Origin of the sequence: Geobacter hydrogenophilus (assembly GCF_018501225.1) — a bacterium.
Classification (GTDB): Bacteria; Desulfobacterota; Desulfuromonadia; order Geobacterales; family Geobacteraceae; genus Geobacter; species Geobacter hydrogenophilus.
The window spans coordinates 21,377-33,814 of sequence record NZ_JAHCZI010000012.1; the positions used below are offsets into that span (position 1 = coordinate 21,377).

The following is a 12,438-nucleotide window of genomic DNA, read 5'->3' on the forward strand; positions in this document are numbered from 1 at the left end:
GTCATGGAAAGGCGGGAGCAATCCCGCCTTTCTTTTTTGTCACTGTCGCCCGTCTCCCGAAGCCAAACCGTTCTTGACTTTCCGCGGCCCTTCCGGCTACTATGCTCCGCTATGACACGCCAAACCAAGCAGATTCACGTAGGAAATGTCGCCGTCGGCGGGGGGGCCCCCTGCTCGGTGCAGTCCATGTGCAACACCGACACCCGCGACGTGGCTGCCACCCTTTCCCAGGTTCTTTCCCTTTCCACGGCCGGTTGCGAGATCGTCCGCTGCGCCGTGCCCGACATGGCTGCGGCCGAAGCACTGGGTGAAATTAAGCGGCAGAGCCCTATTCCGGTCATTGCCGATATCCATTTTGATTATCGCCTTGCCCTGCGGGTGCTCGAGGGGGGAATCGATGGTCTGCGCCTCAACCCCGGCAATATCGGCGAGCGGTGGAAGGTGGAGGAGGTGGTGAAGGCCGCCCGGGAGCGCCTCGTGCCGATCCGGATCGGAGTCAATGCCGGTTCCCTGGAGAAGGAGCTCCTCGAAAAATACGGCCACCCCACTGCCGAGGCCATGGTTGAGTCGGCCCTGGGGCATGTCCGCATCCTGGAGGAGATTGGTTACGACCAGATCAAGATATCCCTCAAGGCCTCCGACGTCATGAAGACCGTCGAGGCCTACCGGCTCCTGGCCCAAAAGGTCGATTACCCTCTCCACATCGGCATCACCGAAGCCGGCACCATCTTCTCCGGCACCATCAAGTCCTCCGTGGGGCTCGGCATCCTCCTGGCCGACGGCATCGGCGACACCATGCGCGTGTCGCTCACCGGCGACCCGGTGGACGAGGTGCGGGTGGGGTTCGAGATCCTCAAAGCCCTGGGGCTTCGGCAGCGGGGAATCAATTTCGTCTCCTGCCCCACCTGCGGTAGGTGCCAGATCAATCTGATCGGCGTTGCCCAGGAGGTGGAGAATCGCCTTGCCGCCATCGATACCCCTCTGACCGTGGCGGTCATGGGGTGCGTGGTGAACGGCCCGGGCGAGGCGCGGGAGGCTGACGTGGGAATCGCCGGGGGGCGGGGCGAAGGGCTCCTCTTCCGTCACGGCGAGATCGTCCGCAAGGTCCCCGAGAGCGAAATGGCCGATGCCCTGGTTGCCGAGGTGCAACAGATGGCCAAGGAAAAAACACACTCATAGAGGTTCATTTAATGCGCTATTCCCAGTATTTCATCCCCACGGTCAAGGAGACTCCCTCTGACGCCGAGGTCGTTTCCCACAAGCTCATGCTCCGTGCCGGCATGATCCGCAAGCTCGCTGCGGGTATCTACAACTATCTCCCCTTGGGGCTTCGTTCCATACGCAAGGTCGAGCAGATCGTCCGAGAGGAGATGAACCGTGCCGGCGCCATCGAACTCCTCATGCCGAGCGTCCAGCCGGCCGAGCTCTGGCAGGAGTCAAAGCGGTGGGAGCAGTACGGCAAGGAACTTCTCCGTTTCAAGGATCGTAAGGACGCCGAGTTCTGTCTCGGACCAACCCACGAGGAGGTCATTACCGATCTCGTTCGCCGCGAGGTGAAGAGCTACCGGCAGATGCCGTTGAACCTCTACCAGGTCCAGTCCAAGTTCCGGGACGAGATACGTCCCCGGTTCGGCCTCATGCGTGGCCGCGAGTTCATCATGAAGGACGCCTACTCCTTTGATGTGAGCTCCGAGGCGGCTGATATCTCATACGACAAGATGTATCAGGCCTACCGCCGTATCTTCCAGCGTTGCGGCCTCAGGTTCCGGGCCGTGGAAGCGGATACCGGCTCCATCGGCGGCTCTTCGTCCCACGAGTTCATGGTGCTTGCCGATTCGGGTGAGGATGCCATCGTCTCCTGCACCGCCTGCGAATATGCCGCCAACGTGGAGAAGGCCGAGGCCCGGCTCTTCCCGCCCGAGCATGCCGAGCCACGGGAACTGGAAAAAGTGGAGACCCCCCAGAAGCGGAGCGTCGAAGAGGTGACGGCCTTCCTCGGCATTCCCGCCTCGTCGTTGGTGAAGACCCTCCTCTGCGTGGCTGACGGCGAACCGGTGGCGGCGTTGGTGCGTGGCGACCACGACCTTAACGAGATCAAGCTCAAGCACCTTCTCGGCTGCGAAGAGTTGGAGATGGCCAGTGAGGAGGTCGTGGAGCGGGTCACTGGCGCCCCCGTCGGCTTTGCCGGCCCCGTGGGGCTGAAGATCAAGATCGTCGCCGACCTGGTGGTCCAGGGGATGAAAAACTTCGTCACTGGCGGCAATGCCCGTGATCTCCATTTCAAGAATGTGAACATCGGTAGGGATTTTACCCCTGCGCTCATTGCCGACATCCGCAACGTGGTCCACGGCGACCCCTGTCCCCGTTGCGAGGCCGGCCATCTGGAGATGTGGCGCGGCATTGAGGTCGGGCACGTCTTCAAGCTGGGAACCAAGTACTCCGAGTCCCTCCGGGCTACTTTCCTGGACGCTGACGGTAAGGAGCAGGTCATCTTCATGGGCTGCTACGGCATTGGCATCAGCCGGACCGTGGCCGCCTGCATCGAGCAGAACCACGACGCAGACGGCATCATCTTCCCGATTCCCATCGCGCCGTTCCACTGCATCATCTCGGCCGTCAGCACGAAGGATGCGGAGGTCATGGCCGCGTGCGACGAGCTCTATCGTGCCCTTACCGCTGTCGGCGTCGAGGTCCTCTTTGACGACCGCGACGAGCGCCCCGGTTCCAAGTTCAAGGACGCCGACCTCATCGGCATCCCGCTCAGAATAGTCGTGGGGAGCAAGAACTTGGCTGAGGGGAAGGTGGAACTCAAGTACCGCAAGAGTGGCGAGGTTTCTCTCCTTACCCTGGCCGAGGCAGTGGAAACGGTCAAAGGGCTCGTCGTTGCAGCTCTCAACCAGTAACCATCAAGGAGACGATACCCCCATGACAAGAGACCAGGCTCGTGAGAAGGTCATCTTTGCCCTCGATACCGGTGAATTCGCCCATGTTCAGTACTGGGCCGAGACACTGTCCGACAAGGTCGGGATGTTCAAGATCGGCAAGCAGCTCTTCACTGCCTGCGGCCCCGCCGCGGTGCGAATGATCCAGAAGTTCGGCGGCGAGGTCTTTCTCGATCTCAAGTTCCACGACATCCCCAATACCGTTGCCATGGCATCGGTTGAGGCGGCCCGCATGGGAGTTAAACTTTTCAATCTCCATGCCCTGGGGGGCTACGAGATGATGGCGAAAACAGTGGATGCCCTCGATAAGGAATTCAAGGGCGGTGATAGAGCAAAGGTCCTGGCGGTTACTATTCTCACCTCTTCCACCGAGGAGACCCTCAAGGATGTGGGAATCGAACACGCTGTCCCCGACATGGTGGTGCGGCTCGCGACCCTTGCCAGGAAAGCCGGTATCGATGGCGTAGTGGCTTCACCCCGGGAGATTCCCCTCATCCGCGAAGCATGCGGGAGCGACTTCCTCATCGTCACTCCTGGCGTTCGCCCATCCTTCGCGGCCCTCAATGATCAGAAGCGGGTCATGACGCCGGCCGAGGCGGTGAATGCAGGGAGTGATTACCTTGTCATCGGCCGCCCCATCGGCGATGCGCCGGACCCGGCCGCTGCCGCCGAGATGATCCTTGACGAGATTGTCGCCGGCTGAGCCGGCTGAAAGGTCAGGAGTGAAAGAAGAGATACTCTACGGGATAAACAGTGCCATGGAGGCCCTGCGCGGCAAGCGGAGGGCCTTCGAGCTTTTCGTCTCCCGCGATGCCAGCGATCGCCGCATGGAGAAGCTCCTGAAGCTAGCAGCAGAGAAGGGGGTCCCGGTCCGCAATCGCGACAAGCGCGACATCAGTCGCCTCTGCGGCACCGATCACCACCAGGGGGTGGCTCTCCGACTGGAGGGATTCTCCTATGCGGAGTTGACCGATATTATTGCCGCCTGGCGCGAGTCCGGGGAGAGCGGGCTCATTCTCGTCCTCGACGGAGTTCAGGATCCCCACAACCTTGGTGCCCTCATCCGGAGCGCCGCCTGTGCTGGTGCACACGGAGTCATCATCCCCAAGGATAGGGCCGCCAGGGTGACGGCCACAGTGGAGAAGAGCGCCGCAGGTGCCGCTGAAACCATACCCGTTGCCCAAGTGACCAATCTGGCCCAAGCCCTCGACGAGTTGAAGGAGGCTGGCTTCTGGATTTACGGCGCTGCCGACAGTGCCGCCTCGTCCCTCTATGATCAGGATCTGTCTGGAAACGTAGTTGTTGTGATTGGCAGTGAAGGCGAGGGGGTAAGGCCCCTGGTGCGGAAAAAATGCGATTTTCTTGTCGCCATTCCGCTCAGGGGGGGCGTCAGTTCCCTCAATGCATCAGTTGCAGGGGGAGTGATTCTCTTCGAGGTCCTTCGCCAGAGGCTGGCATCTACACACCAGAACTGAAAAAGGGCCTTCAGTAGTGATGCTGAAGGCCCTTTGATCTTTGACTGGTGCCGGAGGTCGGAATCGAACCGACATGCCCTTGCGGGCGGCGGATTTTGAGTCCGCTGCGTCTACCAGTTTCACCACTCCGGCAAAAGTGGCCGGATTAAAACACATGTGCCGGAGAGCGTCAAGGGTAAATCCCCTGATAATTTTTTTTCGGGAAAAATGTATTGACACCCTTGATGTCGTTTTGGTATAAACCAAATCTCTTTTGAACGGGGCTGTAGCTCAGCTGGGAGAGCGCTTGAATGGCATTCAAGAGGTCGTCAGTTCGATCCTGATCAGCTCCACCAAAACATTAAGGGGTTGGCCGAAAGGCCAGCCCCTTTTTGCGTTATTGGCATGCATCACCAAGGCACCCGTTGCATGTTGTCCTATTCAGTATGTTTTTCTTGAAGGATCTTTTCATATTCAGTATGCTGACACGATTTTAGCGACCAGCAAGGAGGTTTTTGCCGATGGAAGATATTCTGAGCGGATGGAAGAGGAGTCGTTATTGCGGCAACCTGACGAAGGCCGACGTGGGGCGTGAAGTTATCCTCATGGGATGGGTTCTGCGCCGCCGTGACCATGGTGGTCTGATTTTTGCCGACCTCCGCGACCGCGAGGGCATTGCTCAGATCGTCTTTGATCCCGCAAAAAATGCCGATGCCCATAATAAGGCTGAAGCGATCCGTAACGAATACGTCGTAGCCGTAAAAGGGGAAGTTATTCCCCGCCCTGAAGGGACAGTCAACTCCGCCATGAAGACCGGCGAAGTGGAAGTCCTTGTTACCGAGTGCAAGATTCTCAATCGCTCAAAGGCGCTCCCCTTTACTCTTGACGACTATGTCGATGTGGCTGAAAACATCCGTCTTAAGTACCGTTATCTGGATCTTCGGCGCCCTGTGCTTCAACAAAACCTTATCCTCCGCTCGATGGTTGCCCAGATAACCCGTCAATATTTGACTGAAAACGGGTTCCTTGAGATCGAGACTCCTTTCCTCACCAAATCAACCCCTGAAGGTGCCCGCGACTTTCTCGTCCCGTCCCGGATCAACCAGGGGAATTTTTATGCCCTTCCCCAGTCTCCCCAGATCTTTAAGCAAATTCTGATGATTTCCGGTTTTGATCGCTACTTCCAGATTGTACGCTGTTTCCGTGATGAGGATCTGCGCGCTGACCGTCAGCCTGAGTTTACCCAGATCGACTGCGAGATGTCTTTCATCGATCGTGAGGACATCATTTCGGTCATGGAGGGGCTCATTGCGAAGATTTTCACGGTTGCCAAGGGGGTGGATGTTCCCCTTCCCATGCCACGCATGACCTATGCTGAGGCCATTCGCCGCTTCGGTGTCGATAACCCCGACGTCCGCTTCGGCCTGGAGCTTGTTGAACTGACTGATATCGTCAAGGGAGCAGGTTTCAAGGTCTTTGCCGATGTCGCGGCTTCCGGTGGAATCATCAAGGGGCTGAACGCTAAAGGCTGCGCACGGTTTTCCCGCAAGGAGATCGACGATCTCACCGAGTTCGCCAAGATTTACGGTGCGAAAGGGCTTGCCTACGTCAAGATCGAAGAGGGGCAATGGCATTCCCCAATCGCCAAGTTTTTCTCTGCCGAAGAAATCGCTACAATGAACCAGGCGTTCGGAGCCGAAGAAGGCGATCTTCTTCTCTTTGTGGCGGACAAGCCGAAGGTGGTCAACGATTCTCTCGGTAAACTCCGTAATCATCTTGCCGGAATTCTTGGCCTTTCGGACAAGAATACGTTCAAATTCGTCTGGATCACCGATTTTCCTCTCCTTGAGTGGGATGAGGATGAAAAGCGGTGGGCTGCGGTCCATCACCCCTTCACCGCGCCCATGGATGAGGATCTGGAGAAGGTCGAATCGGATCCGGGAAGCTGTCGTGCCAAGGCATATGATCTGGTTCTCAACGGCAACGAAATCGGCGGTGGCAGCATCAGGATTCACCAGCAGCATGTTCAGTCCCTCATGTTCAGCATGCTTGGGCTTTCGGAGGAGGAGGCGCGCGCCAAGTTCGGGTTCCTTCTTGACGCTCTCGAATGCGGAACTCCACCCCATGGCGGGATTGCCTTCGGAATGGACCGTCTCATCATGCTCCTCACGGGCAGCGATTCGATTCGTGACGTTATTGCCTTCCCCAAAACTCAGAAGGGAGCTTGTCTCATGTCAGAAGCTCCCTCCCCTGTTGATGCAAAACAACTCAGGGAGCTTGCGCTCAAGGTGACCGTCAAGCAATGAGAGCGGAAAAGTGAATGAAGACGAGAAACCTGGCAATGGTTTCGGTGCTGGCTCTCTGCCTTGCGGGTTGTGCTCCGGGGCTGCCACGTTACCGTACCGACGCCCTGACAAAATTCTCTGCTGTGAGGATGCAGTGGGGAGAGCGCGCTAGGGCCGAAGAATTTACGAGTATTACCGATGCCCTCGAAGCCGGAGACCGGCTCCTTGAGCGCAACCGGGTTTCGGATGCCGAGCAGTTCTATCTCCTTGCCCTTAGGAAGTCAGAGTTGGTAGAGCAACAACTCGCTGCCGAGAAAACACGTCAGGAAGCACAAAGGCTCAAGGCTGAGGAGGAGCGCCGAGAAGCCGAGCGGCAGAGGATCCTTGAGGAGCAGAAGCGCCGCATGGTTGAAGAGCGGGAAAGGGAGGCGCGAGAGGCTCGAAAAAAAGTCGAGAAGCCTGTGGCTGTCAAGGAGAAGGAGCGGGAGGTTCGTCATCTCCCCTCTGTTCACACGGTAAAGCGGGGAGAGACGCTGCCCCAGATTGCAGCTCAATCCGACATATATGGCGATGCTTTACTATGGCCGCTCATTTATCGTGCGAACAGGGATCAGATACGCGATCCGAAAAGAATCTGGCCGGGACAGATGCTCAGGATACCGAGAAATGTGGGTCGGGATGATATTGCGGAAGCTCGCCGCCTTGCCCAAGAACGTCGTCTGCAATAGTCGTGAATATGAACGGAAGCCGGGTTAACACCCGGCTTTTTTGCGTGTAACTTCAAGGTATTTTTGTCGTAAACGGAAAATAGTTTTTCCTTGACAGTACATGTAATTTTGCATACTGTATACACACTTTATGGTAAAAGGTTAATTTGGTTTCATGTAAGTAGATTCACGCCAATTATTTGCAGTTGATAACGTATTTCCTGACCATTTTATAAGCCTCTGGCGGATTGCCGTAAAAAATAAAGGAGGGAACATGGCGACACACAAGATTATTTGGACAGAAATTGACGAAGCACCTGCACTGGCAACGTATTCCTTGCTGCCGATCATTCAGAAGTTTACCGCAGGGACAGGTGTTGAGGTTGAGACACGGGATATTTCTCTTGCTGGCCGGATTCTTGCCACCTTCCCTGAAAAACTGACGGAAGCTCAGAGGGTCTCTGATTATCTGACCCAGTTGGGGGATCTTACCCATAGCCCGGAAGCAAATATCATCAAGCTTCCGAATATCAGTGCGTCGGTCCCGCAGTTAAAAGAGGCCATCGCGGAGCTCCAGAGCCAGGGGTATAAGGTTCCGGACTATCCTGAAGTTGCAACGAACGATGAGGAAAAAGCCATTCAGGAGCGCTATGCCAAGGTTCTTGGCAGTGCCGTAAACCCGGTGCTGCGTGAAGGCAACTCTGACCGCAGGGCTCCGCTTGCAGTGAAGAATTTTTCAAAGAAGCACCCCCATAAACTGGGCGCATGGACTTCGGATTCCAAGGCTGAAGTTGCCCACATGACCACCGGTGACTTTTATGGCAACGAAAAATCCGTTGTCATGGAGAATGGTGGCGGCTTCAGGATTGAGTTGGTTGGTGCTGACGGTAAAACCACTGTCCTGAAAGACAAGCTCGTTGCCGAAAAAGGTGAGATTCTCGACGCCACCTTCATGAACGTGAAGGCTCTGAGAAAGTTTTATGCAGAGCAGATTGAGGATGCGAAAAAGAACGGCCAGCTCCTCTCTCTCCATCTCAAAGCAACGATGATGAAGGTCTCTGACCCGATCATGTTCGGCCATGCCGTTTCTGTCTTCTATTCTGACGTCTTTGAAAAGCATGCCGCAACGTTCAAGGAGCTTGGCGTCAACCCCAACATGGGGTTGGGCGATCTTTATAACAAGATTCAGTCCCTACCGGAAGCCAAGAGGGCAGAGATAGAGGCCGACATTCAGGCCGAGTATGCCAAGCGTCCTGCTATTGCAATGGTTGACTCCGACAAAGGGATTACCAACCTGCATGTGCCTAACGACATCATCGTTGATGCCTCCATGCCGGTTGTCGTTCGCGAGTCGGGCAAGATGTGGAATGCGGAAGGCAAGCTGCAGGACACCAAGGCGATGATTCCTGATCGTTGCTATGCGACCATGTACAAGGCGATCATTCAGGACTGCCAGAAGAACGGCGCACTTGATCCTGCAACCATGGGCTCCGTTCCGAACGTCGGTCTGATGGCTCAAAAGGCGGAAGAGTATGGGTCGCACCCGACGACGTTCGAGATTCCTGCAAACGGGACTGTCCGTGTTGTTGCAGAAGACGGCAAAGTGCTGATGGAGCAGGCCGTCGAGAAGGGTGATATCTGGCGGATGTCCAGAGCAAAGGATATTCCGATCCAGGACTGGGTGAAGCTTGCTGTCCGTAGAGCACGTGCAACTGGTGCACACGCTGTGTTCTGGCTAGACAAGAACAGGGCCCATGACGCAAACGTTATCGCCAAAGTTGAGAAGTACCTTAAGGACCATGACACTACCGGTCTGGAAATCAAGATTCTTGATCCGGTAGCAGCAATGAACTACTCGCTTGAAAGAATCCGCAAAGGGCTGGATACCATCTCCGTAACCGGCAACGTGCTTCGTGACTACCTTACCGACCTCTTCCCGATTCTTGAAGTTGGCACCAGCGCCAAGATGCTCTCCATCGTTCCGCTTCTTGCCGGTGGCGGTCTGTTCGAGACCGGTGCTGGGGGATCCGCTCCCAAGCACGTCCAGCAATTTGTGAAGGAAGGGTACCTGCGCTGGGATTCACTCGGTGAGTTCTCTGCATTCGCCGCGTCTCTGGAGCATCTCGGCACTACTTTCAAGAACGACAAGGCCCTCGTGCTGGCCGAAACCCTCGATCAGGCTATTGCCAAGTTCCTCGACAATAACAAGTCGCCAGCCCGTAAGGTTGGTCAGATTGACAACCGTGGTAGCCATTACTATCTCGCCATGTACTGGGCAGAGGCGCTGGCAGCCCAGACCAAGGATGCGGAGCTTCAGGCGAAATTCGCTCCCGTTGCGAAAAAGCTTCAGGAGAACGAAGCCAAGATCAACGAGGAGCTGATTGGTGCACAGGGCAAGTCCGTTGATATGGGTGGCTATTACCACGCTGACAAGAAGAAGGTGGAAAAGGCAATGCGTCCTAGTCCGACCCTGAATGCAATTATTGACGCTATCTAATACGCAGTTGTATCACGTAGATAACCCCAATTCATAACGGAGGAAGAAAACATGGCACGTAAGAAGATTGCTCTCATCGGTGGTGGTCAGATTGGTGGCGTCCTTGCTCAACTTTGCGCCCTGCGCGAACTTGGCGATGTAGTGATGTTTGATATCGTCGAGGGTCTTCCTCAGGGGAAGATGCTTGATATCGCCGAGGTTGGTCCAGTTGACGGTTTTGATGTATGCCTCAAGGGTACCAACAGCTACGCGGACATTGCTGGATCTGATGTTGTCATCGTTACCGCTGGTCTTCCCCGCAAGCCGGGCATGAGCCGTGACGATCTCATCGAAGTCAACTCCAAGATCATGACCCAGGTTGCTGAGGGTATTAAGCAGTATGCCCCCAATTCTTTCATAATCGTTATCTCCAACCCGCTGGATGCCATGGTTACCCTTTGCCAGAAAATCACCGGTTTCCCCTACAACAGGGTTATCGGCCAGGCAGGCGTTCTCGATTCCTCCCGCTTTGCCGCCTTCATCGCTTGGGAACTGGGCGTTTCCGTGAAGGATGTCGTTGCCGTAACCCTCGGTGGGCATGGCGATGACATGGTACCGCTTGTTCGTTACACCAGCGTTTGCGGTATTCCGGTCATGGAGCTTCTGGAGCGCAAGTATAAGGACAAGGCTAAGGCCAAGGAAGTCATGGAGGCAATGGTCAAGCGGACTCGTGGTGCAGGTGGCGAGGTTGTCGCTCTCCTCAAGACGGGCTCTGCCTTCTACTCACCGGCTTCTTCCGCCATCGCCATGACCGAGTCGATCCTCAAGGATCAGAAGCGGGTTCTCCCGACCTGCTGCTTCCTCCAAGGCGAGTTCGGCGTGAATGGCTATTATGTCGGTGTGCCGGCGGTTCTGGGCGAGAACGGTGTTGAGCAGATCATTGAGTTCAATCTCGATGCCGAAGAGCAGGCGATGATGGATAAGTCGGTTGCCGCGGTCAAGAGCCTCGTCGACAGCCTTAAGTAATTCAAAGATTCCTACTGAAGCAAGGCAAAGAAGGGCCCTGTGCCCTTCTTTTGTCTTGTAGGGTCATTGCCTCGAAAAAAATAACGGCATTTCATAAGCGTCGCGTTCTAAACGTTGAAATTGTATACACGGGTGTGCTATAACCACAAAGGTTTTGCCGGAAACGGCCTCATTTTAGTAAAGGAGCGTATCTAGATGGAAAAAAAGCTTCCGACTATCGAGATTGTTGAGAAGTACTGCAAGGGCTGCCATATCTGTGTTGAGTTCTGCCCTACCAAGGTACTGGAGATGAAAGGTTTCGTCGTGGCGGTGAAAAACCTCGAAGCTTGTATCAAATGTATGCAGTGCGAACTGCGCTGCCCCGATTTCGCTATCAAGGTCACCCCGTAACCATTCCAAGAGGAGGTATTTGACGTGGCTAAGAAAGTTGCATTTCTCCAGGGTAATGAGGCCGCAGCCCACGGCGCTCTCTACGCTGGCTGCCGGTTTTTCGCCGGTTACCCTATTACTCCTTCCACCGAAGTTGCAGAGGTATTGTCTGCTGAACTCCCGAAGGTGGGTGGCAAGTTCATTCAGATGGAAGACGAAATCGGTGCTATGGCTGCTCTTATCGGGGCATCTTTGACCGGTTCCAAAGTGCTTACATCGACTTCTGGTCCGGGCCTTTCGCTTAAGCAGGAGAACATTGGTTATGCCTGCATTACCGAAGTACCCGCCGTTATTGTCAACGTGATGCGTGGCGGTCCCTCCACTGGTATGCCGACAGGTCCGTCGCAGTCGGACGTTATGTGCGCCAAGTGGGGCACCCACGGCGATCACCCCGCCATCTGCCTCGTTCCTGCTTCGGTGCAGGAACTTTTCGAGGAGACGGTCCGGGCCTTCAACCTAGCTGAAAAATATCGTACGCCGGTCATGATTATGCCGGACGAGATCGTTGCTCACATGCGCGAGCGCATTGTTTTCCCCGAGCCGGGTGAGATCGAAGTAGTCGATCGCAAGGGACCCTCTGTCCCGCCTGAGCAATACAAGCCGTATGACACCTCGTTCGGTGACGTCCCTCCGCTGGCTGCATTCGGTTCCGGCTACAAGTTTCACGTTACCGGCCTCAACAAGATGCAGGACGGCTTCCCGACCACCAAGGCTGAGATCGTTCAAGCAGAAGAAGAGCGTCAGGTTCGCAAGGTTGAAGCCAACAAGGCTGACATCATGAAATGGGAAGAGTATCTGTGCGACGATGCAGACGTCATCGTTGTTGCGTTTGGCTCTACTTCCCGTTCGGCCCGTTTCGCAGTGAATGAGGCTCGCAAAAACGGCATCAAGGCGGGTCTTTTCCGTCTCATCACCTTCTGGCCGTTCCCTGAGGAGCGCCTTCTGGAACTCTCCAAAAAAGTCAAAGGGTTCATAACTCCGGAAATGAACCTTGGAATGTGCACTGGTGTGGTTAAAGGCTGCATCGAGGGGAATGCTCCGGTTCTCGGTATTTTCCGGGTCGATGGTGAGCCGATCAATCCGGATCAGATCCTCGACAAGATGAAGGAGGTCAAGTAA

Annotated in this window: 10 protein-coding genes and 2 tRNA genes; 11 read left to right on the plus strand and 1 reads right to left on the minus strand. The window is 55.7% G+C overall.

The window, feature by feature from the left end:
- The first annotated feature begins 111 nt into the window (after window positions 1-111).
- From ispG to rlmB, 4 genes are read left to right on the plus strand one after another with little or no spacing between them, the layout of a single operon-like run.
- A complete protein-coding gene (gene ispG, locus KI811_RS15240) occupies window positions 112-1,179 on the plus strand; it encodes a flavodoxin-dependent (E)-4-hydroxy-3-methylbut-2-enyl-diphosphate synthase (RefSeq protein WP_214187336.1) in 1,068 nt (355 codons plus the stop codon).
- Between the two features lie 11 nt (window positions 1,180-1,190).
- The gene (locus tag KI811_RS15245) at window positions 1,191-2,903 is read left to right on the plus strand and encodes a proline--tRNA ligase (protein ID WP_214187337.1); all 1,713 of its coding nucleotides are present in this window, start codon (window positions 1,191-1,193) and stop codon (window positions 2,901-2,903) included.
- Window positions 2,904-2,925: 22 nt separating this feature from the next.
- Window positions 2,926-3,645: an orotidine-5'-phosphate decarboxylase gene (gene pyrF / locus KI811_RS15250; RefSeq protein ID WP_214187338.1), complete on the plus strand. Its 720-nt coding sequence runs from the start codon at window positions 2,926-2,928 to the stop codon at window positions 3,643-3,645.
- Between the two features lie 19 nt (window positions 3,646-3,664).
- Window positions 3,665-4,417, plus strand: a complete 753-nt coding sequence (gene rlmB / locus KI811_RS15255) for a 23S rRNA (guanosine(2251)-2'-O)-methyltransferase RlmB (protein WP_214187339.1) — start codon at window positions 3,665-3,667, stop codon at window positions 4,415-4,417.
- Between the two features lie 45 nt (window positions 4,418-4,462).
- Here the strand turns inward: rlmB and KI811_RS15260 are convergent.
- Window positions 4,463-4,549, minus strand: a tRNA-Leu gene (locus KI811_RS15260).
- A gap of 127 nt (window positions 4,550-4,676) precedes the next feature.
- Between KI811_RS15260 and KI811_RS15265 the strand changes: the two genes are divergently transcribed.
- The 7 genes from KI811_RS15265 to KI811_RS15295 all read left to right on the plus strand — a co-directional run bounded on the left by KI811_RS15265 (window position 4,677) and on the right by KI811_RS15295 (window position 12,438).
- Window positions 4,677-4,752 (plus strand) — tRNA-Ala (locus tag KI811_RS15265).
- 165 nt (window positions 4,753-4,917) lie between these two features.
- The gene (aspS, locus tag KI811_RS15270) at window positions 4,918-6,702 is read left to right on the plus strand and encodes an aspartate--tRNA ligase (RefSeq protein ID WP_214187340.1); all 1,785 of its coding nucleotides are present in this window, start codon (window positions 4,918-4,920) and stop codon (window positions 6,700-6,702) included.
- 14 nt (window positions 6,703-6,716) lie between these two features.
- Window positions 6,717-7,409 carry a LysM peptidoglycan-binding domain-containing protein gene (locus KI811_RS15275; RefSeq protein ID WP_214187341.1) on the plus strand — a complete coding sequence of 231 codons (693 nt, stop codon included), beginning with the start codon at window positions 6,717-6,719 and terminating at the stop codon, window positions 7,407-7,409.
- A 253-nt stretch (window positions 7,410-7,662) separates the two neighbouring features.
- Entirely contained in the window at window positions 7,663-9,885 is a 2,223-nt protein-coding gene (locus KI811_RS15280; protein WP_214187342.1) for an NADP-dependent isocitrate dehydrogenase, read from the plus strand.
- Window positions 9,886-9,936: 51 nt separating this feature from the next.
- Window positions 9,937-10,890, plus strand: a complete 954-nt coding sequence (gene mdh, locus KI811_RS15285) for a malate dehydrogenase (RefSeq protein WP_214187343.1) — start codon at window positions 9,937-9,939, stop codon at window positions 10,888-10,890.
- A gap of 195 nt (window positions 10,891-11,085) precedes the next feature.
- Window positions 11,086-11,280 carry a 4Fe-4S binding protein gene (locus tag KI811_RS15290; RefSeq protein WP_004513147.1) on the plus strand — a complete coding sequence of 65 codons (195 nt, stop codon included), beginning with the start codon at window positions 11,086-11,088 and terminating at the stop codon, window positions 11,278-11,280.
- 24 nt (window positions 11,281-11,304) lie between these two features.
- A complete protein-coding gene (locus KI811_RS15295; protein ID WP_214187344.1) occupies window positions 11,305-12,438 on the plus strand; it encodes a 2-oxoacid:acceptor oxidoreductase subunit alpha in 1,134 nt (377 codons plus the stop codon).